This window comes from Amycolatopsis sp. NPDC102522 (genome assembly GCF_055584485.1).
Genome location: NZ_JBVJLY010000012.1, coordinates 55,064 through 76,281 on the forward strand (window position 1 = coordinate 55,064; position 21,218 = coordinate 76,281).

Genomic DNA, 21,218 nt, shown 5'->3' on the forward strand with positions numbered 1-21,218 from the left:
CGCCCGGCAACGCTTCGGGCGGCCTTTTCCGGTTCAGCGATTCCCGCTGACGCGGTTCGCCGTGACGATGACGGCGACGCGGCGTTCGGCGGCCATCGCGCGGTCGTACTCGTCCCAGTCGTCGTGGGTCCCGGTCGCCGCGACGAAGACCTCGCGCAGCAGCCGGGGGAGCCCGGCAGGGTCGAAGCCCGGATCCGGGTCGTCAGGGCCGATGAGGTGGGTTTCGCCCTGGACCGCCGCCCATTCCCAGCCACGCCGGAAGGTGATCGTGGCGTGGCCCGCCCGGCGGAACAGGTCGAGTTTCTTCACCCCGCCCATCGCGACGAAGGCGACTCCCGGCGCCTTCGTGACCGGGTCTTCGAAGACCCCGGCGTTGACCACCGAGGAGTGGACGGTGCCGTCCGCGCGGACCGTCGAGACGGTCGCGAGTCCGTTTTCGCGCAAGGAAAGGGTGCGGACGAGTTCGAGGTCTGCGGCCATGGAACCACCGTAGCCCGCCCGGCCGGTACTGGGGGCCGAGCGGGCGAGGGGAGGGGATCAGCAGGTGCCGTCGTCGCGCCAGACACCCCATTCGCCGGTGGTTCCGGGCTCTTCGGCCCGCGTCCACCACTTCGCGTACCACTTGTGCCCGTTGTGGGAGACGCTCGTGCCACCCGTGTAGGCGGCAGCGCGGTCCCATGCCGGGAGTGCGCAGGTACCCGGGTTGCCGGATCCGGTTTCCCAGGGCACCTGGCTCGACTTGTAGTAGCCGAGGCCCTGCGCCTGCCAGCGCGGGGCTTGCGCGCCGAGGCGCACCCGGAAGGCGTTCCAGTCGTGCGTCGCCCACGGCGACCAGCCGAGTTCGGCGTGCGCCGGGAGCCGCGGGAAGGCGAGGTAGTCGATGTTCGCCGGGGTCACCACGGTTTCGGTCCACAGCGGGGATTCGACGCCGCGGACGGCGGATTCGGGCACGCCGGAGAGGTAGGCGCCCGGATTCCAGTTGTAGGCGTCCTGGACCTCGATGTAGCCCGCCCACGAGAGCCCGATCGGCGTGCTGGAGTTGTACTTCATGTCCAGGTACGCCTTGTTGGCCGGCGACATGATCACCTTGCTGCCCCTGGCGACGGCGTTCGAGACCTCCGTGCTGGACGTCGTCGTGCCCCAGAACTGCGGGGTCGCCGTGGCGGGCAGGGTGGCCTTGCCGATCTCGTGCCAGCCGACGACCTGCTTGCCCGCGGCGGCGACCATCGGCAGCACGCGGTTCATGAAGGTGCGGTAGTCGGTGTCGCTGGTGGCCTGGGCCTCGTCACCGCCGAGGTGGAAGTACGGCCCGGGGGTCAGCGCGGCGATCTCCCGGATGACGTCGTTGACGAAGGTGTAGGTGTTCTCCTTCGAGATGCAGAGCGAGCTGTAGCCGACAGCGGTGTCGGTGCGCAGCGGGGGAGCGGTGTTGTTGCAGTTCAGCTCGGCGTACGACGCCTGGGCGGCGTTGGTGTGCCCTGGCATGTCGATCTCCGGGATGACCGTGATGAACCGCGAAGCCGCGTAGTTCACGATCTCCGTGTACTGGGCCTTGGTGTAGTAACCACCGGCGCCGCCACCGACCTGGGTGCTGCCGCCGTAGGTGGCCAGCTTCGGCCAGCTGTCGATCTGGATGCGCCAGCCCTGGTCGTCGGCCAGATGCAGGTGCAGGTTGTTGATCTTGTACTGCGCGAGCTGGTCGATGTACCGCTTGACGCTCGCGACCGGGTGGAAGTGCCGGGCGACGTCGAGCATCGCGCCCCGGTAGCCGAAGCGCGGGTAGTCCAGGATGTCGGCGCCCGGGATCGTCCAGGGGCCTTCCTGGACCGTGGAGCTCTCGATCTTTCCGGGCAGCAACTGGCGCAGTGTCTGTACGCCGCCGAAGAGGCCCTGGGCCGTCGTCGCGCGCAGGACGACCGAAGAGGACGTCGATTTCAGCTGGTAGCCCTGGTCGCCGACGCGCGCGTCGGCGCCGGACAGCAGGAGCGAGATGCCATCGGTGGGCGTGCCCGAGGGCGCGTCGGAGACGGGCAGGGCGAAGCCGGTGGACGTGCGGAAGACCCCGGCGAGGTAGTCGCCGACGGCCTTGGCCGGTGCCGAGCCGGCCTGCGTGTAGATCTTGGTGTTCGCGGTCAGGGAGTGGTCGGCGCCGGTGACCGCTTGGGCCGAGACCGGTACCGGGACGATCGCCTGCAGCGGCGGGGTGGCCGCGTCGGCGACGGGGGCGGCTGCGGTGGTGACGCCGGCGAGCAGCGTCACCCCGACGAAGGCGCGGCCCAGCCGCGCTCTCAAGGTCTTCACCGGGGCCTCCAGGGGACGGGGAGACGTGACCCGCGTCACGACTGGTCAGATAGTCGCATTTCCCGCCCTAAAGGTCTAGACCACTAAGAGGGAACCTTGGCGTGACTCCAACGTCACATTCCGTGTCGTCACGAGAGGACTATCGTCGGAATCGTGTTCGAAGATCTGCGTTTTCCCGTGATCGCGGCCCCGATGGCGGGCGGGCCGACCACTCCCGAGCTCGTGGCCGCTGTGACCGCGGCGGGCGGATTCGGCTTCCTGGCGGGCGGCTATCTGAGCGCCGATGCTCTGGCCGACCGGATCGCGAAGACGGCCGAACTCACCGGCGAGCCGTTCGGTGTGAATCTCTTCGTCCCGGGTGGCGAGGCCGAGGCGGATCTCGGCGGTCACAGCGAGCGCTGGCGCGCGGAGGCCGAGCGCTACGGTGTCGAGCCGGGCGAGCCGCGCTGGGATGACGACGCCTACGCCGCGAAGCTAGAGGTCGTGCTGGAGCACAAGGTGCCGGTCGTTTCCTTCACCTTCGGCACGCCCTCCCCCGAGGATGTCGAACGCCTGCACGCCAACGGGAACAAGGTGGCTGTCACCGTCACCAGCCCGGCGGAGGCCGATCAGGCCGTGGCGGTCGGCGCGGACGCTCTCGTGGTCCAGGGATTCGAGGCAGGGGCGCATCGAGGGCTCTTCGCCGACGAGGCCGGAGCCGAAGGCGGGGGAGCGCAGTACGGCGCGCTCAGCCTGCTCCGCCTGGTCTCGGCAAGGACGGATTTGCCGCTCGTCGCGACCGGCGGGCTCGTGCACGGTGCCGACATCGCGGCGGTACTGGCGGCGGGTGCCGTCGCGGCCCAGCTGGGGACCGCGTTCCTTCGTGCGGACGAAGCCGGGACGCAGCCCGCGCACCGTCAGGCACTCGCGGACGGCGGCAGGACGACGGCGTTCACCAGGGCGTTCAGCGGACGCCCGGCCCGTTCGTTGGTCAACCGCGTGGTCACGGACTTCTCGGCCACCGCGCCGTCGGCGTATCCGCAGGTCAACAATCTGACCAAACCGATCCGCGCGGCGGCGGGAAAGGCGGGGGACCCGGAAGTGATGTCCCTCTACGCGGGGCAGACCTACGAACTCGCGGGCTCCGGCCCGGCGGCGTCGATCGTCGAACGCCTCCAGACCGAAGCCCGCGAAGCCGCTACGCGTTTGAGTCGTCTCCGCTGACCTGCTTCGCGTCGCCGTTGTTCGCGTTCATCGCGGAGTGACGGCGGCTGTAGGCGAAGTAGATGATCAGGCCGATGGCGAACCAGACCGCGAACCGCAGCCAGGTCTCCGGATTCAGGAACGTGATCAGCCAGATCGAGAAGACGATCCCGATGATCGGCACGATCGGCATGCCGGGCGTCTTGAAGGTCCGCGGCAGATCCGGCTGCTTGTAGCGCAGCACGATCACCGCGACGCAGACGACGACGAAGGCGAGCAGGATGCCGATGTTCGTCAGCTCGGCGGCCTCGCCGATGGGCAGCAGCCCGGCGATGAGCGCCGACGCGCCGCCGAGCACCCAGGTCATCCGGTTCGGCACCTTGCGCACCGGATGGGTCTTGCCGAACCACTTGGGCAGCAGGCCGTCGCGGCTCATCGAGTAGCCGACCCGGCTCGCGCCCATGAGGAAGGTGAACAGCACCGTGGTGATACCGATGATCGCGCCGACCGCGATGATCAGGCCGAGCCACTTCATCCCGAGACCGGCGAAGGCGCTGGAGAAGGCGGCTTCGCTGTCGATGTCCTTGTAGTTGACCATCCCGGTCAGGACCAGGCAGGCCAGCACGTAGAGCACCATCGAGATGGCGAGCGAGTAGAGGATCGCCTTCGGCATGTGCTTCTGGGAGTCGGTCGATTCCTCGGCCGCGGTCGACATGGCGTCATAACCGAAAACGGCGAAGAACACCGTCGCGGCTCCGGTGAACGCGCCGCTGAGGCCGAACGGGAAGAAGTTCGAGTAGTTGTCGGTGTTGATGTGGAAGACACCGACGACGACCACCAGCAGGACCAGGCCGACCTTCAAGTAGACCAGCAGCGTCTCGAACCGGGCCGCGTTCTTCATGCCCTGGTTGAGGATGAAGGCGATCAGCAGGCACAGCAGCACGGCGAACAGGTTGATCTTGTAGGACCCTGGGTCGACACCGGCCTTCTCGGTGCCTGGGGCGCCCAGCATCCAGGTGGGGAGGTCGATGTTGAGATAGCCCAGCAACTCGTTGAAGTAGCCGGAGATGCCGATCGCGACCACCGCCACGATCGCCGTGTACTCCAGCAGCAGGTCCCAGCCGATGAACCAGCCGACGATCTCGCCCAGCACGGTGTAGCCGTAGGTGTAGGCGGATCCGGCACGGGGGATCAGCCCGGCGAACTCGGCGTAGGAGAACGCGGCGGCCGCGCTGGCGATGCCCGCGATGAGGAACGAGATCAGCACGGCGGGGCCCGCCGTCTTGTTCGCGACCGCGCCGGCCAGGGAGAAGATCCCCGCGCCGATGATGCCGCCGACCCCGATCGCGGTCAGTTGTCGCAGGCCGAGCGTGCGTTGAAGCCCGCCGCCCCCACTGAGTTCCTCGATCTGCTCGATCGGTTTGCGGCGGAATACCCCGGATCCCGAGCCCAGGCTGCGCGGTGCGGACATCGTCGTCTCCCAACAGGTTGTGACTTTCGAACTGGGTCACAGTCCGAAGGGCACGGTAGCGGGAGTCGGGACACCGCACCTATCCGGCGACGGTGTCCTCGCTCACTTCGGCGGCCACGCGGGCGGCGGCGATCTTCGACGGCCTGGACGCGCTGGCGGAGAAGTAGGTCAGCAGTTCCGAGATCTCGATGGGATCGTCGAGCTGCGGGCAGTGGCCCCAGTCCTCGCGCACCATCAGCCTGCTGTGCGGGACCAGCGCGTGCAGCTGCCGCCCGGAGGCGGCGCTGACCAGCTTGTCCTTGCCGCAGACGACCACCAGGAGCGGGATGCGGATCTCTTCGAGCCGGTACGCGCCCGCCAGCTCTTCGACGAGCTGCCTCGCCTGTTCGAGCCGGGTGGTGGTGGAGCGGTAGTCCGGGAACAGCGACGTGAACCGGCGCACCTGGTCGGCGTCCGCGGCGGTGGCGTTGGCGTACAACAGCCGGGGGACGACCTGCTCGGCGACGGCGCGCACGAGGAAGCCGGGGATCGGCAGCGGCAGGGCCGAGTACATCCGCAACGGCAGCGGGTAGCGGGCCACGGTGCGGATCAGCCAGCTGTCCACGAAACCGGGCGCGGCGATCGACACCACGCCCGCTACCGGCAGCCGGTGGTTTTCGGCGGCACGCAGGCTCATCGTGCCGCCGAGCGAGTTGCCGGCGAGCACCACCGTGCCGAGCACGGCCTGTTCCTTGATCACGGCCGCGGTGAAGGCGTCCAGTTGCGGGAGCATGGGGCCCGGCCGAAGTGGCTGAGCGTCACCGAAGCCGGGCAGGTCGACCGCGACCGCCGGAACACCGGCGGCCGCGAGCAGTTCCAGAACCGGGCGCCAGGTGTCGGCGCTGTCGCAGTAGCCGTGCAGCAGCACCAGCCTCGGTGCCGTCGGCTTGGCTTGCCCGCGCGCGGTGGCCCGCTTGCCGAGAACCCGCCGGGGCGCACGGTCGGCGGACTCCGCCGGTTGCGGCCCGACTTCGAGCACTCTGGTGCGGACACCGGCGTAGCGCCGGAAAGAGACGCGGATCGGGTCGGTGTCGGTGGTGGTCCGGCCCCCCGGGTCCGCCGGTTCGGGCCGCTGCGATGCGGTCATGGTTCCAGGTTAACCACGAGACGTCGGATTTTGGTCGAACTTTGGTCGTGAGAATCTTGCTGAGTCATAACGTTCTTGACACTTGACAGGACCGCAAAATCACTGGTTGACCTGCGTGGGACGCGCGGACGTGCGCCTGCGTGCGCGCTTGATCCCCGGGGAGGGGGCGAAGTCACCCCTCCGATCAATGCGCGAATACGACCTTTCCCGAAGTTTCCCCGTCGAGCATGTTCTTAAACCCGGTTTCGGCTTCCGAAAACGGCAGTTCGGCGCCGATCTGCGGACGGACCCCCGTGAGCTCCAGATAGGCGAGGAGATCGGTCAGTTCGTCCCTGGTCCCCATCGTCGAACCCGCGATGCGCAGTTGCAGAAAGAACACGCGCTGCAACTCCGCGTGAGCGTCCGGACCGCTGGTCGAGCCCGAAACGACGATGATCCCGCCCGGTTTGAGCGACTTCACCGAGTGGGACCAGGTCGCCTTCCCGACTGTTTCGAAGACCGCGTCGACCCGCTCCGGCAGTCGTGCGCCGGACTCAAAGGTCTGATGTGCGCCCAGATTTTCGGCCAGCGCGCGTTTCTCTTCGCTACGCCCAGTCACCCAAACCCGGAATCCGGCCGCACGCCCGAGCTGCACGAGGGCGGTCGAGACCCCGCCGGAGGCGCCCTGGACGAGCATCGTCTGTCCCGGCCGCAACCCGGACTTCACGAACAGCATCCGGTAGGCGGTCAGCCAAGCCGTGCCCATGGTCGAGGCTTCCGCGAAGCTCAGGCTCGCCGGCTTCGGCACGACATTGCGTGCGGGGACCACGACCTGCTCGGCGAAGCTGCCCTGGTGCTTCTCGGTGAGCAGGGTTCGCTTCGGGTCGAGCGTGTCGTCGCCCTGCCAGCCCGGGGCGTTGATCACCGAGTGGAGGACGACCTCGGTGCCGTCGTCGAGGGTGCCCGCCCCGTCGCAGCCCAGGATCATCGGGAACCGCTCGGGCTTGATGCCGACGCCGCGCAGTGTCCACAGGTCGTGCATGTTGAGGCTGGCGGCCTTGACGTTGACCCGAACCCAGCCTTCGGGCACCTCGGGCTCGGGCCGCTCGCCGATCACGAGCGAGTCCAGCGGCTTTTCGGCGTTGGGTTCGGAAGCGTAAACGGCGAACATGTCAGCAACCTACATGGCCTGACCGGCGGCGGCAGGGGGCGTGAGCGTAGGCTTACGCCGTGTTCAACGGGCTTGCTGACTGGTGGGACGGCGTCGAGCTGTGGCTCGCGCAGGCCCCGTTTCCCGTGCAGTTCGTGCTGGTCATGGTGGTCGTCGTGCCACTGTGCGTGGTCGCGGCCTGGCTGCTCGACACGGTCTTCGGGAAGGTCGCCCGGGTCTTCGGCACGGCCCGCGATGCGAACGACCCCGACCGGTCCTCCTAAGCTGGCACACCATGTTCAACCGTAGGCGGATCACCGCCGCCCTGATCGGCCTGATCGTGCTGGTGCTCGCCGGCTGGTTCGTCAAAGACGGCATCAGCGGTGACGACACGAAGAGCGCTTCGGGTCCGGCGAGTTCGTCGGCTCAGGCCAAACCGTCGGGTGCGGCCAAGGGCAAGGTCGCGGGCGAGGATTCCGGTCTTCCGGTCAAACCGCTCACGGGCCTGCCCTCGCAGGCGTCCGACACCTGGCGGCTCATCAAGGCGGGCGGGCCGTACCCGTATCCGCGCAACGACGACGTCACCTTCCAGAACCGGGAGAAGGTCTTGCCCGCCAAGGATTCCGGCTACTACCGGGAATACACGGTCAAGACGCCCGGCAGCCCGGATCGCGGGGCGAAGCGGCTGGTGACCGGCACCGGCAAGGAGCTGTACTACACCGAGGACCACTACAAGTCCTTCGTCGTAGTGGACCCCGCCCGATGAGCGCGAGCGAGGACGCGGCGGACAAGGCGTTCACCCGCGGGGCGTATCCGCACCTGATCGACGGCGCGCGGACGGTCGACAAGGCCTCCACGCTCGACGCGATCGCGGAGGCGCTGTCCTTCCCCGACTACTTCGGGAAGAACCTCGACGCGCTCTACGACTGCCTCACCGACCTGTCCTGGCTTCCGCCGGGGGAGCACGTGCTGATCTGGGCCGGTTCCTCGGCGCTCAAGGACCACGACCCGAAGGCGTACCTGGCTGTCCGCAGTGTGCTCTCGGACGCACAGCGGGCGCTGGGGCCGACCGGGGACCGATCGGATTCCCGGCGCCTCACCGTCGTCCTGCCCGATTAAGCCTCGGGGACCCAGTTCGGCTTGCGCTTCTGCGCGAAAGCCGTGATGCCCTCCTGGCCTTCTTCGCTCGCGAAGAACCCGGCGGACAACTTGTTCATGGCCTCGAACCCTTCGCCCGGTGTCGCCGGGCGAGGCTTGCTGAGCAGTTCCTTCGTCGCCGCGAGCGCCCTCGGCCCGCCGAGGGCGAGTGCCTTGACGTAGCGGGCGACCTCGCCGTCGAGTTCGTCGGCGGTGACGGCCGAGTTCAGCAGGCCGATCTCGACGGCGCGCTTGGCGTCGAAGGTGTCGCCGGTCAGGAAGAGTTCGTGCGCGGCGCGGGCGTTGAGCCGCGGCAGCACGGTGAGCGAGATGACGGCGGGTACGACACCGATCCGCACCTCGGAGAAGGCGAAGGTCGCTTCGTGCACGGCGACGGCGATGTCGGTCGCGGCCACCATGCCGATGCCGCCCGCCCGCGCGGGGCCCGCCAGCTTCGCCACGACAGGCTTGGGGCTGGTCCACAGCTGCTCGAGGATCTTCGGGAACTCGTTGACGCCCTGGGCGCCCGCACCGGCCCCGCGGGCCTCCTTGAGGTCCATGCCGGCACAGAACACCGGGCCGGTGTGGGTGAGCACGATGACCCGTACCGCGTCGTCGGCTCGCGCCTTGTCCAGCGACTCGCTCAGTTCACGCCGCAGCTGGGCGGAGAGCGCGTTGCGGTTGTGCGGGGAGTCCAAGGTGATCGTGGCGGTGCCGCCCACCACGTCGTAGTGCACCAGTTCGTCAGCCATGCCTCACCTTCGCACGGGCGAAGTCGGGCCGGGCAGTGGCCTGCGCCACCATGGGGGATGGTGGCGCAGGCGCTGCTCAGCCGATCGTCGTCGTGGTGAAGGTCGGGCTCGGGTTGGGGAAACAGGCCGTCGGCGCCGAGACGTCGAAGCCCGCGCTGACCACCGCGGTGAACGTCAGGCCCGGGTCGGCGTAGCTGGCGCCGCCCAGTTTCGTCTCGATGGTGCCGGACGAGCCCGCGGTGAGGTGCGCGGTCACGGTCGGCAGTTCGAACGTCGAGCCGCCCGCGATCGGGCCGGGGAAGCTCAGCGTCGCGACGCTGCCCGAGACGGTGAGCTTCGGCGGGGTCGAGCCGATCCCGGAGCCCCCGGCGAGTTCGGCGCCGACCCAGGTCGAGTTCGCCGGGATCGGGATCTTCAGGGAGAAGTCCTTGATGTTCTTGACCTTGTACCCGCTGACCTCGGCCGGGACGGTGTTGGCCGCCGGGTCGATGACGACGTCGAGCGCGGCGCCGGGCGCGACCGTGGCCGGCGCGGTGACGTCGGCGTCCTGGTTCAGCTTGAGGTACTTGTTGCCGACGAGCGGCGGCTTCGCCTCACAGTCGAAGACGACGGTGGTCGCCGCCGAAGCCGGGGCGGCGATACCGACGAACGGGACGAGCACGGCCGAAGCGCAGAAGAGGGCACGGATGGCAGCCTTCATGTTCCACCTACCAGGGGGTTCGATGGGGAGAAAGGGAGCTGCGCAGCGTTTAGAGAGTTACCGGCAAGTTAAGTAACTCGTCAAGAAATCTCCGTTCCCATACGCGAGGCGTCACGGAACTGGGAACAAGACCCTCCGAAGATCGGCATCAAGCGCCCGAACGGGACAAGCCCTGCTACTCAGGCGGCGAGCCGGGAGGCCGCGAGGTCGTAGCGTTCCAGGACGAGCCCGGCGATCCGCGGATCAGGTCCCAGCGGTCCGGCGACGATCACCGACGGGTCGGCTTCGCGGGCCAGGCGGGCGATCCGGTCCGGCAGCAGCCCCGGCGCGAGGAACCAGCCCGCGACCGCGAGCCGCCGGGCGCCGTTGAGCCGCAACCGCGCGATGGCGGCGGGCACGTCCGGCTGCGCGGCGCTGGCGAAGGCCGGTGTCGCGAGCAGCCCGCGACGCAGGTGCCAGCGGGTGGTGATCCCGGCGACCGCGTCGTTCGCCGCGACGTTCGACGAGCCGACGCCGGCCAGCAGGACACCCAAGCCGGGGTCATCGAGGTCCGCGCCCGCCTCGGTGAGCCGGTCCAGCGCGACCGTCTCGATGAGCGGGTCGATGCCCAGCACCGGGGAAACCCGCACGTCGAGGCCTGGGCAGTCCGCGGTCACCTCGGTGACGAGCGCGGGCAGGTCGACCCGGGCGTGGTAGGCCACGCCGAGCAGCAGCGGCACCACGACGGCCTCGCGGTGCCCTTCGGCGTAGAGGCCACGCAGGGTGTCGGTGAGCAACGGCTCCGAGAGGTCCAAAAAGGACTCGCGGATGTCGAGGCCCGGCGCCAGCCCCCGGGAGACGTCGAGCAGCGCGCGGATGGTCGCGGCGGACCGCGGATCGCGGCTGCCGTGGGCGACGGCGACCAGTGGAGGAGTGCGGCTGGGGGTCATGCGAACCTTTCGCCGACGAGTCCGGCGGCGAGGGTGTCGCCGTCCTTCGGGTCGATGACCAGGAACGCGCCCGTCCGCGGGCTGACGCCGTAGTCGTCCACGCCGATCTCCTCGGCCAGCCTCAGCGTGACCCGGCCGATGTCGTTGAGTTCCAGGACGCCCGGATCGTCCACACTGGACAAGGTCTGCTCGTCGAAGCGAGCGTGGAGTTCGCCGACGAGGGCCTGCACCGTCCGCGTGCCGTGCTTCACCAGCACCCGTGCGCCCGGTTTGAGCGCCTTCGTCGAGAGCCAGCACAGGGTCGCGGTGATCTCGTCGGTCACCGTCGGCTGCCGGTCGGCGGCGGCGATCAGGTCACCCCGCGAGATGTCGAGGTCGTCGGCGAGCAACAGGGTCACCGAGGTGCCCGCGCCGGCTTCGGCGAGCGGTCCGTCGGCGGTGTCGATGCCTTCGACTCGACTGCGGATGCCTTGCGGGAGAACGACGATCTCGTCACCCGGCCGGACGGTGCCCGCCGCGATCTGCCCCGCGTATCCGCGGTAGTCGGGGTGGTCGGCCGTGCGCGGCCGGATCACGTACTGCACCGGGAAGCGGAACGCCGAATCGTGCGGATCCGGTGCCACGGGCACGGTTTCCAGATGCTCCAGCAGGGTGGGGCCGGAGTACCACGGGGTCTTGTCCGACTTCACCGCCACGTTGTCGCCCTCCAGCGCCGAAACCGGCACCGCGAGCACGGAACCCCGTTCGTAGCCCAGGGACGCCGCGTGCTCGGCGAACTCCTCGGCGATCACGGTGAAGGTCGCTTCGTCGTAGCCGACGAGGTCGATCTTGTTCACCGCCAGCACCAGGTTCGGCACGCCCAGCAGCGCGAGCACCGCGGCGTGACGACGGGTCTGCTCGATGACGCCCTTGCGCGCGTCGACCAGCAGGACGGCCAGTTGCGCGGTGGACGCCCCGGTCACCGTGTTCCGCGTGTACTGCACGTGGCCCGGGGTGTCCGCGAGCACGAAACTGCGCTTCGGGGTCGCGAAATACCGGTACGCCACGTCGATCGTGATGCCCTGCTCGCGTTCCGAGCGCAGGCCGTCCACGAGCAGCGAAAGATCCGGAGTGGACAGTCCTTTGTCGACACTGGCGCGGGTGACCGCGTCCAGCTGGTCGGCGAGAACGGATTTGGTGTCGTACAGGAGCCGCCCGACCAGGGTCGACTTCCCGTCGTCCACACTGCCCGCGGTCGCGAGCCTGAGGAGGCTGGACATCAGAAGTACCCTTCCCGCTTGCGGTCTTCCATCGCCGCCTCCGACATCCGGTCGTCGGCGCGCGTGGCGCCGCGTTCGGTGAGCCGGGAGGCCGAGACCTCGGCGATGACCTCGTCCACCGTGGCGGCGGTCGATTCGATGGCGCCGGTGCACGAACCGTCGCCGACGGTCCGGTAACGCACCGTCAGTTCCTGGACGGCCTCGCCTGGCCGCGGCCCGCCCCACGGGCCTTCGGTCAGCCACATGCCGTCGCGCTGGTAGACCTCGCGCCGGTGCGCGTAGTAGATCGACGGCAGTTCGACCTTCTCCCGCGCGATGTAGTTCCAGACGTCCGCCTCGGTCCAGTTGGACAGGGGGAAGACGCGGACCTGCTCGCCGGGGCGGTGACGGCCGTTGTAGAGGTTCCACAGCTCGGGGCGCTGACGACGCGGCTCCCATTGGCCGAAAGCGTTGCGGAGACTGAAAATCCGTTCCTTGGCGCGGGCGCGTTCCTCGTCGCGGCGCCCGCCGCCGAAGACCGCGTCGAACTTGTTCTCGGCGATCGTGTCGAGCAGCGGCGTGGTCTGAAGCGGGTTGCGCATCCCGTCGGCGCGCTCCTCGAGCCTGCCGTCGTCGATCCAGTCCTGCACCTTCGCCACGAGCAGCCGCAGCCCGTGCTGCTCGACCACCCGGTCGCGGAAGTCGATGACCTCGTCGAGGTTGTGCCCGGTGTCCACGTGCAGCAACGGGAACGGCACCGGCGCGGGCCAGAACGCCTTGATCGCCAGGTGCAGCAGGAGTGTCGAGTCCTTGCCGCCGGAGAACAGGATCACCGGCCGGTCGAACTCACCCGCCACCTCGCGGAAGATGTGGATGGCCTCGGATTCCAGCGCCGCCAGGTTGTCCTGGGCAGCGGCAGTGGCCGGTTCGAGCGTGGTCATTTCGTCCCTTCTCACCCGTGCAGGCCGCACTCGGTCTTGCCCTGCCCGGCCCAGCGGCCGCTGCGCGGGTCTTGCCCCGGAGCGACCTTCGCGGTGCACGGCGCGCAGCCGATCGACAGATAACCAATGGACACCAACGGGTTCTCGAGGATCCCGTGTTCGCTGATGTAGCCGTTGAACTCGTCGTCGGACCAGGGCGCGATCGGGTTGATCTTCACCAGCCCGTTGCGGTCGTCCCAGGTGACGATCGGGGTGTTCGCGCGGGTCGGCGCGTCGACGCGGCGGACGCCGGTCACCCACGCCGAGTACTTCGCGAGCGTGTTCCGCAGCGGTACGACCTTGCGCAACTGGCAGCACTGGTTCGGGTCGCGTTCGTGCAGTTTCGGGCCGTACTCCGCGTCCTGTTCGGCGACGCTCTGCGCGGCCTGGGCGTTGACGATCCGCACGCCGGGGTAGACCGCCCGCACCGCGTCGCGGGTGCCGATGGTCTCCGGGAAGTGGTAGCCGGTCTGCAGGAACAGCACGTCGACGTCGGGTTTGACCTGGGTGGCCAGGTCGATGAGGACGGCGTCCTGCATGTTCGACGCGATGATGAAGTCGTCGCCGAACGTCTCCGCGGTCCAGCGCAGGGCCTCGGTCGCGGTCGCCTCCGCGAGCTCCTTCGAGGCTCGTTCGGCGAGAATCTTGTAGTCGGCAGTGGCGGTCATCCTTGCGACACCTCCGGAAAGGAAAGTCCGAGGAACTTCACGGTGAAGACCCGGCGGCAGCCCGAGCACAGCCAGGAGCCGCCCTCTTCCGGCCGCAGGTCTTCATCGCCACAGAAAGGGCAGTAGTACGGCGTGGCCCGCTCGGTCATTGCAAAAGGCCTTCGTCGGCCCGCAGGACCCACTGGGGGAATCGCTCGCCGGGTTCGCGGCCGGCGACGTACGCCCGCACGACCCGTTCGACGTACGCGGTCAGCTCCGACGCGGTCACCTTGTGCCCGCGCAGTTTCCGGCCGAACCCGGCGTCCAGGCCGAGCCCGCCGCCGAGGTGCACCTGGAAGCCTTCGACCTGGTTGCCGTCGGCGTCGGTGACGATCTGGCCCTTGAGGCCGATGTCGGCGGTCTGGACGCGGGCGCAGGAGTTCGGGCAGCCGTTGAGGTGCACGGTCACCGGGTTCTCGATCTCGGCCTGGATGTCGGCGAGGCGCTTCTCCAGTTCGGTGACCAGTTCGATCGCGCGGACCTTCGTCTCGACGATCGCGAGCTTGCAGAACTCCAGGCCGGTGCAGGCCATGATCCCGCGCCGCCACGGCGACGGTTCGGCCTGCAGGCCGAGGTCGGCCAGTTCGGTCTTCAGCCCGTCCACCTCGGCTTCGGGGACGTCGAGGACCACGAGTTTCTGGTGCGGGGTGAGGCGGACGCGGTTCGACCCGGCCCGCTCGGCGGCCTTGGCGACCGCCAGCAGGGTCGCCCCGGAGACCCGGCCCGCGACAGGCGCGGCGCCGACGTAGAACTTTCCGTCGGTCTGCCGGTGCACGCCGACGTGGTCGATCTGGGTCGCGGGCACCTCGGGCGCGGGGCCGTCGGTCAGCTTGCGCTTCAGGTACTCGTCTTCCAGGACCTGGCGGAACTTCGCGACACCCCAGTCCTTCACCAGGAACTTGATCCGGGCGCGGGCGCGCAGGCGCCGGTAGCCGTAGTCACGGAAGACGCTGATGACGCCTTCCCAGACATCGGGCACCTCGTCGCGCGAGACCCAGGCGCCCAGGCGCTGCCCGATCATCGGGTTGGTGGACAGCCCGCCGCCGACCCAGACGTCGAAGCCGGGGCCGTGTTCGGGGTGGTTCACGCCGACGAAGGCGATGTCGTTGATCTCGTGCACGACGTCCTGCTGCCCGGAGACCGCGGTCTTGAACTTGCGCGGCAGGTTCGAGTAGCGCGGGTCGCCGATGTAGCGGCGCTTGATCTCGTCGATCGCGGGCGTGCCGTCGATGATCTCGTCGGCGGCGATACCGGCGACGGGGGAGCCGAGGATGACGCGCGGGCTGTCGCCGCAGGCCTCCATCGTGGTCATCCCGGCCTTCTCCAGCTTCGCCCAGATCGTCGGGACGTCTTCGATCTGGATCCAGTGGTACTGGATGTTCTGCCGGTCGGTGATGTCGGCGGTGTCGCGCGCGTGGGTCTGCGAGATCTCGGCGAGCACGGCCAGCTGATCGGTGGTCAGCGCGCCGCCGTCGAGCCGGACCCGCAGCATGAAGTAGCGGTCGTCGAGCTCTTCGGGCTCCAGCGTCGCGGTGCGGCCGCCGTCGATCCCCGGCTTGCGCTGGGTGTAGAGGCCGAACCAGCGGAACCGGCCGCGCAGGTCACCAGGGTCGATCGAATCGAACCCGCCGCGGGCGTAGATGTTCTCGATCCGCGCCCGGACGTTGAGCGGGTTGTCGTCCTTCTTGGACCGCTCGTTGGGGTTCAGCGGCTCGCGGTACCCCAGTGCCCACTGTCCTTCGCCGCGTTTCTGTTTGACCCGGGGCGTACGGGCAGGGGTCTCGCGCGTGGGCGACGACATGGGAATCCTCCGGCAGATCGTGGTGGTGGCGGGGAGTCAGCGGTTCGTCGCACAGAGCGCGCTCGCCACGCGACGGAGATCCACGTGGCGGCGTGCCACGAGGGTGATTCCGGCGCGGGTCATTCGTTCAGCGTGCCACGCGCCCACTATGTGGTCCAGGCCGGTCCGAATGCTGGGAACAGGGTTCGGTTGCGGACGTTTTCGCTGTTCAGCGGCCTGATTCGAAGGTCAAGTCCGGGTTCACCGCCGCCACTGTGACGCAGAACGCGCACGGCTCAAGACGGCAGGACACGGTCCACGATGATGCGGATGACGTCCTCGTCGGCGACGTCCGCGAGCACCTCCGGCAGGGTGAGCCGTTCGACGGTGAGGCCGGTCAGCGCGAGGTACATCAGGAGCACCTCGGGCCGCCCGCCCGGCATCCCCGCCGCGACGTGCCAGTCGACGCTCATGTCGATGCCCTCGCGGATCGTCTTGGTCAGCTCGGCCGAAAGATCCGGGCGCCGGGTGGCCTCGAGCCGGAGTTCGAGCAGGGCGAGATACGGCTCACGATGGCCGGTCAGCCGTCCCATGAGTTCGCCGAGCAGGACGCCGACCCGGTCGTGGGACGGCGTCTCCACCTGCGGATTCGCCATGACGTCGGCCGGGGCGGACAGCCTTTCGTGCACGCGGACGCCGACCTCGCCGAGCAGCTGGTCCCGGTTGCGGAAGTAGTTGGACGTCGTCCCCGGCGGGACGTCCGCCTCGACGTCCACCGCGCGGTAGGTGAGCCCGCGGGCGCCCTCGCGGGCGAGGACGGTGATGGCGGCGTCGGTGAGCGCGGTCCGGCGCTCCGGGTTCTGTCGCATCGGGACATTCTCCTTGCCTCAGTCAAACCACTATGCTTATAGTACTACACATCAAGTGATTCGAACTGGGAGGAAACACCAGATGCAACTCAGCGGTTTCGGTGCCTGTGTGCTCGTCGACGACATCGCCGAGACCACCGCCTGGTGGAAGCGGCACCTGCAGTTGACGGTGACGATCGAGCTCGACTGGTTCTCCAGCCTCAACGCCGGTGTGCCGGGCTACGAGATGAGCTTCGCGAAGCGCGGCCACAAGGCCACGCCGGAGCCATGGCGCGCGCAGGAGGCGGCCGGATCGATGGTCGGGTTCATGGTCGCCGACGCGGCGGCCGAGTACGCGCGGCTGCGCGAAGAGGGGGTCAAGATCGTCACGGAACTCGTGGACGAGGAATTCGGCCAGCGGCACTTCTACATCGAGGACCTCAACGGCTTCCTCGTCGACATCATCGAGATCATCCCGCCGACCCCGGAGTGGCTGGCCGCTAACGGGTTGGCCTAGTACCGCTTCGGGTGAGTGAGGCCGCGCGGGGCCGCCGTCGCCGCTAGCTTCGGTCTCCGATCCACAGAGGACGGAGGAGTTGCGCATGCGCCGATGGGTGGTCGCCGCGATGGTGCTGGCGTCCCTGCTGATCCCGGGTACGGCATCCGGGGCTCAGCAGGGCTGCAGGCTGGTTTCGCCCGACGAGGGGGCGGTGCTGCACAAGGGCAGCTCGTACCGGTTCGAGGCGGTCGGCTGCTCGCCGAACGTCCGAGGGCATCTGTCCCAGACGGTGCTGGTCGAAGTGGCCATGAGCCGCGACGCCGCCACAGACGACTACGGGGACTGGTCGATCGACTACGTGGTCAACGACTACTCGCTGAACATGGAGACCCTCGTCTGGGTGCGGTTCGAGGACGGCACCCGCTCCACCTCGGTCAAGGTGCGCATCGCCGACAGATAGCGTGATCCGTGAAGGCCTCTTTCCCCGGGGAAGGAGGCCTTCACGGCGTGAGGGACACTGGGGTGTGCCCGCTCTGCTGCCCGAAACCACCACGCCCGTCGAGTCGGCGCTCCCCGAGAGCGCGCTGGAAGGGCTCGGCACCCGGCCGTTCGGCGTCTACGTGCACGTCCCCTTCTGCGCGACTCGCTGCGGCTACTGCGACTTCAACACCTACACCGCCGGAGAGCTCGACAGCGCTTCGTCGCCGCAGTCCTGGCTCGAAGGACTCAAGCGCGAGTTCGACCTCGCCGCGCGTGTGCTGGGAAAGCCGCCCGCGGTCGACACCGTCTTCGTCGGCGGAGGTACGCCGTCGTTGCTCGGCGCCGAAGGGCTCCGAAGCGTCCTCGACGCCGTTCGTGACACCTTCGGCCTCGCGCCGGCCGCGGAAGTGACCACGGAGTCCAATCCGGAGTCCACCTCGCCCGAGTTCTTCGCGGGTATCCGCGACGCCGGGTACAACCGGATCTCGCTCGGGATGCAGTCGGCCGCGCAGCACGTCCTGCGGATCCTCGACCGCGTGCACACGGTCGGCCGTCCGGTCGCGGCCGCCGAGGAAGCGCGAGCCGCCGGGTTCGAGCACGTCAACCTCGACGTCATTTACGGCACGCCGGGGGAGCGGATCGAAGACCTCCAGGCTTCGCTGGACGCGGTGCTCGCCGCCGGCGTCGACCACGTCTCGGCGTACGCGCTGATCGTCGAAGAGGGCACCGCGCTCGCCCGCCGCATCCGCCGCGGCGAACTGCCCGCGCCGGACGACGACGTGCTGGCCGCCGACTACGAGATGATCGACCGCGTCCTCGCGTCGGCGGGCCTGCGCTGGTACGAGGTGTCCAACTGGGCGACCTCGGAGGAAGCCCGCTGCCGGCACAACGTCGGTTACTGGCGCGGTGGCGACTGGTGGGGCGCCGGACCCGGCGCGCACAGCCACGTCGGCGGCGTCCGCTGGTGGAACGTCAAGCATCCGGCCCGGTACGCGGCTTCGCTCGCCGCCGGTGAGTCACCGGCCGCGGGCCGCGAACTGCTGACCGAGGAAGACCGGCATCTGGAACGCGTGATGCTGGAACTCCGGCTGTCCGAAGGACTTCCGCTCGACGCGCTTGACGACGACGGTCGTGCCGAGGCTCGTGTCGCCGCGGTGGAGGGGTTGCTCGATCAGTCCGCTTTGGACGGTCAGGGGCGGGCGGTGCTGACCGATCGCGGGCGGTTGCTGGCGGACGGTCTGGTGCGGCGGCTTACCTGAGCGGTGGGACTCGCGACTGAGTGCTGCCGGGTGTCCATGAAGGCCTCCTTCAGAGACTCTGGGTCCCTCAAGGAGGCCTTCACGTACTGCAAGCGGGGTATAAGGGACCCGGAACCGAGGCGGTCAGCGGTGGGTCTGGGTGGTCGTGAGTGGCGATTCGGGTTAGCACACGAATCGTCACTCACGACAGCGTCAGCTCACCTGAGCCCCAACGCTCGATCGACCCAGCGCCCCACCGGCAGCGCCACCACGATCGCGGCCAGAACCAGGTGCGCCAGCATGAACACCACCGCGACCGGGACACTCGGCGGCCCGCCGAGGAACACGATCATGTGCGAAGCCCACTTCAGCTCAGTCGGTTTCGTCCCGGCCGACCAGACGTCGTTGAGTGCCCAGAACGTCAAGTCGTTCGCGCCCGAGATCACCACCAGGATCGACGCGATCCCGGCCTTGAGCACGTTCGCAGTCCGGCCGCCGCCCAGCCGGTACGCCATCAGCCCGAACAGGACGATGAACGTCACGACGAACAGTTCGAACTGGTACACCGGCTGGAACGCGTCCTCGTCGGTGGCGGCGTTCCGCGCGAACGCCTGGATGCGCATGACCAGTTCGGTGTCCAAATAGGACATGTAGACGAACACCGCGAGCACGATCAGCGCGGGACCCCACTTGGTACGCGGAAAGAGTGCCACGGTCGCGACAGCGAACACGAACGGGCACAGCTTGAACGCCCAGTCCATGACGCTGTCCAGCTTCTGGTCCGGCGGCAGGATCACCATGATCAGCAGCGCGGTCACCACCGCCGGGACGGCGGCCACCAGCCACAGCCATTTGCGCCGCCGGTAGAGCGCGGGCACCCACCCGGTCTCCGGCAAGGTGGCCGTCACAGGGTGTCCTTCTCGGCCCAGAACGGCCCGAGGGCGAGCGCGTCGACATCGGTCTTCAGGTAGCAGGCCACGGCGTCGGCCGGACTCGCGACGATCGGTTCGTTGTTGTCGTTGAACGAGGTGTTGACCACCATCGGCACCCCGGTCAGCTTCTCGAACTCGTTGATCATCCGGTAGTACAGCGGATTGTCCGGCTCGCTCACCGTCTGCACGCGGGCCGTCCCGTCGACGTGGGTGATGGCCGGGACCTCGTCGCGTTTGTCCGGCAGGACGTCGAACACCAGCAGCATGACGGGCGACGGGTAGTCGCTCACGAACCAGTCGCCCGCGCGTTCCGCCAGGCACGACGGCGCGAACGGCCGGAACGCCTCGCGGTGCTTGACCTTCTCGTTCATCCGCGTCTTCGAGTCCGGGTCGCGCGGGTCGGCCACGAGCGAGCGGTTGCCGAGCGCGCGCGGCCCGCATTCCATCCGGCCCTGCACCCAGCCGATGATCTTGCCTTCGGCGATCTTCTTCGCCGTGTGCGCGGCGATGTCGTCGACCTTCGTGTAGTTGACCCCGGCGTCCTGCAGGGCCAGTTCCATCTCGGCCTCGGTGTAGTCCGGGCCGGTGTAGGTGTAGCCGTCGCGGGGCCGCGGCTTGCCGTACTTGCCGACCGACACCTCCAGCGCCGCACCGACCGCGCAGCCGTCGTCGGCGGCGGCGGGCTGGGCGAAGAAGTCCTCGAACGGGGTTTCCAGCAGGATCCGTCCGTTCATCACGCTGTTCAGCGCGACACCGCCCGCGACGCACAGCCGCCGCGACCCGGTCTCCCGCTGCAGCCATCGCGCCAGATGCAACCCGGCTTCCTCCAGAGTGACCTGCAAGGCGTACGCGATGTCGCAGTAGTGCTGCGGCACCGGGTTCTCCGCGGTGACCCGGGTCTTGGGCCGCGCCGCGCCGAACAGGTCGGTGAACTTCTTCGACATCACGTGCTTGCCGGTGCGGTGATGGCCGAAGAACCCCAGGTCGAGCTCGTATCCGCCGTCGTCGTCGAGATGGATCAACTGTTTGAACGCGTCGACGTAGGTGTCGTTGCCCAGCGGTGCCAGCCCCATGATCTTGCCTTCGTCACGGGTCGGGTAGAAGCCGAGGTAGCCGGTGACGCCGGCGTACATCGCGCCGAGCGAGTGCGGGAACTTGATCCGCCGGAGGTCGATGATCCGGTTTCCCTTGCCGTGCCCCAGATAGGTCGCGGTCCCGTCGCTGCCGATGCCGTCGAAGGTGAGCACCGCCGACTCTTCCCACGGCGAGATGAAGTACCCGCTGGCGGCGTGCGCCTTGTGGTGGTCGACCAGATGCGTCTTGAACTTCGTCGGCCCGGTCCAGCCCACGGCTTCCTTCACGTCGCGTTCGAGGGTGAAGGACCGCTTGATGTGCGCGAGCACCGCGCCGCCGACGTGGTAGTCGTCGACCCCTTTGCCGCCACCGGTTTTGAGCGTTTCCACCAGGCCGGCCGAGGAGCCGTCTTCGTCGCCGTTCTGGTTGCGGAACACCTCCAGCGTCGCCGGGAAGTACTTCGCGAACACCTTCGCCGCGTGGATGCCCTCGCGCCAGCGCTGCCAGTAGTAGGCGACGTGGTCGACGTCGGCGAGCGTGATCCCGCCGCGCTCCAGGCAGAACTTGATCGCCTCCGCGGGGAAGCCCCCGTCGTGCTTCACGCGGGTGAAGCGTTCTTCTTCGGCGAACGCGATGATCTCACCGTCGCGCACGAGCGCCGCCGCCGAATCGTGGACCCTGCTGATACCCAGTACGTACATGTTCCTTCTCCAGT

The 21,218-nt window shown here is 68.6% G+C and carries 24 protein-coding genes; 7 read left to right on the top strand and 17 right to left on the bottom strand.

Going from position 1 to position 21,218, the window contains the following annotated elements; all coding sequences use genetic code 11:
* Positions 1–33 precede the first annotated feature (33 nt).
* Together ACZ6YV_RS26285 and ACZ6YV_RS26290 are read right to left on the bottom strand one after the other, a co-directional pair.
* Positions 34–480 (bottom strand): pyridoxamine 5'-phosphate oxidase family protein, encoded by a 447-nt coding sequence (locus ACZ6YV_RS26285; RefSeq protein WP_465512143.1) that lies wholly within the window; start codon positions 478–480, stop codon positions 34–36.
* Between the two features lie 57 nt (positions 481–537).
* A complete protein-coding gene (locus tag ACZ6YV_RS26290) occupies positions 538–2,301 on the bottom strand; it encodes a family 20 glycosylhydrolase (RefSeq protein ID WP_465512144.1) in 1,764 nt (587 codons plus the stop codon).
* Between the two features lie 153 nt (positions 2,302–2,454).
* Here ACZ6YV_RS26290 and ACZ6YV_RS26295 point away from each other — a divergent pair, with 153 nt between their 5' ends.
* Complete coding sequence (locus tag ACZ6YV_RS26295; RefSeq protein ID WP_465512145.1) at positions 2,455–3,504, top strand: nitronate monooxygenase; 1,050 nt, start codon at positions 2,455–2,457, stop codon at positions 3,502–3,504.
* On the opposite strand, the gene ACZ6YV_RS26300 is transcribed toward ACZ6YV_RS26295, so the two are convergent.
* The 3 genes from ACZ6YV_RS26300 to ACZ6YV_RS26310 form a co-directional block, all read right to left on the bottom strand.
* Positions 3,479–4,954, bottom strand: coding sequence for an amino acid permease (locus ACZ6YV_RS26300; RefSeq protein ID WP_465512146.1), 1,476 nt, complete (start codon positions 4,952–4,954; stop codon positions 3,479–3,481). The two genes, ACZ6YV_RS26295 and ACZ6YV_RS26300, sit on opposite strands and share 26 nt — an antisense overlap.
* A gap of 79 nt (positions 4,955–5,033) precedes the next feature.
* The gene (locus ACZ6YV_RS26305; RefSeq protein WP_465512147.1) at positions 5,034–6,080 is read right to left on the bottom strand and encodes an alpha/beta hydrolase; all 1,047 of its coding nucleotides are present in this window, start codon (positions 6,078–6,080) and stop codon (positions 5,034–5,036) included.
* A 184-nt stretch (positions 6,081–6,264) separates the two neighbouring features.
* The gene (locus tag ACZ6YV_RS26310) at positions 6,265–7,230 is read right to left on the bottom strand and encodes a zinc-binding dehydrogenase (protein WP_465512148.1); all 966 of its coding nucleotides are present in this window, start codon (positions 7,228–7,230) and stop codon (positions 6,265–6,267) included.
* A gap of 59 nt (positions 7,231–7,289) precedes the next feature.
* Here ACZ6YV_RS26310 and ACZ6YV_RS26315 point away from each other — a divergent pair, with 59 nt between their 5' ends.
* The 3 genes from ACZ6YV_RS26315 to ACZ6YV_RS26325 are packed head-to-tail and all read left to right on the top strand — an operon-like array spanning position 7,290 to position 8,328.
* Positions 7,290–7,493, top strand: a complete 204-nt coding sequence (locus ACZ6YV_RS26315) for a hypothetical protein (protein ID WP_465512149.1) — start codon at positions 7,290–7,292, stop codon at positions 7,491–7,493.
* 11 nt (positions 7,494–7,504) lie between these two features.
* A complete protein-coding gene (locus ACZ6YV_RS26320; protein WP_378241913.1) occupies positions 7,505–7,975 on the top strand; it encodes a guanyl-specific ribonuclease in 471 nt (156 codons plus the stop codon).
* Positions 7,972–8,328, top strand: a complete 357-nt coding sequence (locus ACZ6YV_RS26325) for a barstar family protein (RefSeq protein WP_378241912.1) — start codon at positions 7,972–7,974, stop codon at positions 8,326–8,328. The genes ACZ6YV_RS26320 and ACZ6YV_RS26325 overlap by 4 nt, the downstream gene beginning before the upstream one ends.
* On the opposite strand, the gene ACZ6YV_RS26330 is transcribed toward ACZ6YV_RS26325, so the two are convergent.
* From ACZ6YV_RS26330 to ACZ6YV_RS26375, 10 genes are all read right to left on the bottom strand, one after another.
* Positions 8,325–9,098: an enoyl-CoA hydratase-related protein gene (locus ACZ6YV_RS26330; RefSeq protein ID WP_465512150.1), complete on the bottom strand. Its 774-nt coding sequence runs from the start codon at positions 9,096–9,098 to the stop codon at positions 8,325–8,327. The genes ACZ6YV_RS26325 and ACZ6YV_RS26330 overlap by 4 nt on opposite strands.
* A gap of 76 nt (positions 9,099–9,174) precedes the next feature.
* Positions 9,175–9,798 (bottom strand): cyclase, encoded by a 624-nt coding sequence (locus ACZ6YV_RS26335; RefSeq protein ID WP_465512151.1) that lies wholly within the window; start codon positions 9,796–9,798, stop codon positions 9,175–9,177.
* Positions 9,799–9,977: 179 nt separating this feature from the next.
* Positions 9,978–10,727: a sirohydrochlorin chelatase gene (locus tag ACZ6YV_RS26340; protein ID WP_465512152.1), complete on the bottom strand. Its 750-nt coding sequence runs from the start codon at positions 10,725–10,727 to the stop codon at positions 9,978–9,980.
* On the bottom strand, positions 10,724–11,986 hold the full coding sequence (locus ACZ6YV_RS26345) for a sulfate adenylyltransferase subunit 1 (protein WP_465512153.1): 1,263 nt from the start codon (positions 11,984–11,986) through the stop codon (positions 10,724–10,726). Before ACZ6YV_RS26345 ends, ACZ6YV_RS26340 begins: the two co-directional genes overlap by 4 nt.
* A complete protein-coding gene (cysD, locus tag ACZ6YV_RS26350; protein WP_465512154.1) occupies positions 11,986–12,906 on the bottom strand; it encodes a sulfate adenylyltransferase subunit CysD in 921 nt (306 codons plus the stop codon). Before cysD ends, ACZ6YV_RS26345 begins: the two co-directional genes overlap by 1 nt.
* Positions 12,907–12,917: 11 nt before the next feature.
* The gene (locus ACZ6YV_RS26355; RefSeq protein ID WP_465512155.1) at positions 12,918–13,613 is read right to left on the bottom strand and encodes a phosphoadenylyl-sulfate reductase; all 696 of its coding nucleotides are present in this window, start codon (positions 13,611–13,613) and stop codon (positions 12,918–12,920) included.
* Positions 13,610–13,762 (bottom strand): eL43 family ribosomal protein, encoded by a 153-nt coding sequence (locus ACZ6YV_RS26360; RefSeq protein ID WP_034316341.1) that lies wholly within the window; start codon positions 13,760–13,762, stop codon positions 13,610–13,612. Before ACZ6YV_RS26360 ends, ACZ6YV_RS26355 begins: the two co-directional genes overlap by 4 nt.
* Positions 13,759–15,453 carry a nitrite/sulfite reductase gene (locus tag ACZ6YV_RS26365; RefSeq protein ID WP_465512156.1) on the bottom strand — a complete coding sequence of 565 codons (1,695 nt, stop codon included), beginning with the start codon at positions 15,451–15,453 and terminating at the stop codon, positions 13,759–13,761. The genes ACZ6YV_RS26360 and ACZ6YV_RS26365 overlap by 4 nt, the downstream gene beginning before the upstream one ends.
* Positions 15,454–15,489: 36 nt before the next feature.
* Positions 15,490–15,576, bottom strand: a complete 87-nt coding sequence (locus tag ACZ6YV_RS26370; RefSeq protein ID WP_360907593.1) for a putative leader peptide — start codon at positions 15,574–15,576, stop codon at positions 15,490–15,492.
* Between the two features lie 152 nt (positions 15,577–15,728).
* Positions 15,729–16,301: a TetR/AcrR family transcriptional regulator gene (locus ACZ6YV_RS26375; protein WP_465512157.1), complete on the bottom strand. Its 573-nt coding sequence runs from the start codon at positions 16,299–16,301 to the stop codon at positions 15,729–15,731.
* Positions 16,302–16,383: 82 nt separating this feature from the next.
* On the opposite strand from ACZ6YV_RS26375, the gene ACZ6YV_RS26380 reads away from it, so the two are divergent.
* From ACZ6YV_RS26380 to hemW, 3 genes are all read left to right on the top strand, one after another.
* Positions 16,384–16,797, top strand: a complete 414-nt coding sequence (locus tag ACZ6YV_RS26380) for a VOC family protein (RefSeq protein ID WP_465512158.1) — start codon at positions 16,384–16,386, stop codon at positions 16,795–16,797.
* An 85-nt stretch (positions 16,798–16,882) separates the two neighbouring features.
* Positions 16,883–17,239, top strand: a complete 357-nt coding sequence (locus ACZ6YV_RS26385; RefSeq protein ID WP_465512159.1) for a hypothetical protein — start codon at positions 16,883–16,885, stop codon at positions 17,237–17,239.
* 64 nt (positions 17,240–17,303) lie between these two features.
* Entirely contained in the window at positions 17,304–18,518 is a 1,215-nt protein-coding gene (gene hemW / locus ACZ6YV_RS26390; protein ID WP_465512160.1) for a radical SAM family heme chaperone HemW, read from the top strand.
* Positions 18,519–18,715: 197 nt separating this feature from the next.
* Here hemW and ACZ6YV_RS26395 read toward each other — a convergent pair whose 3' ends face one another.
* Positions 18,716–19,405 (bottom strand): hypothetical protein, encoded by a 690-nt coding sequence (locus tag ACZ6YV_RS26395; RefSeq protein ID WP_465512161.1) that lies wholly within the window; start codon positions 19,403–19,405, stop codon positions 18,716–18,718.
* Entirely contained in the window at positions 19,402–21,204 is a 1,803-nt protein-coding gene (locus ACZ6YV_RS26400) for a carbamoyltransferase family protein (RefSeq protein WP_465512162.1), read from the bottom strand. The genes ACZ6YV_RS26395 and ACZ6YV_RS26400 overlap by 4 nt, the downstream gene beginning before the upstream one ends.
* Between the last annotated feature and the right edge of the window lie 14 nt (positions 21,205–21,218).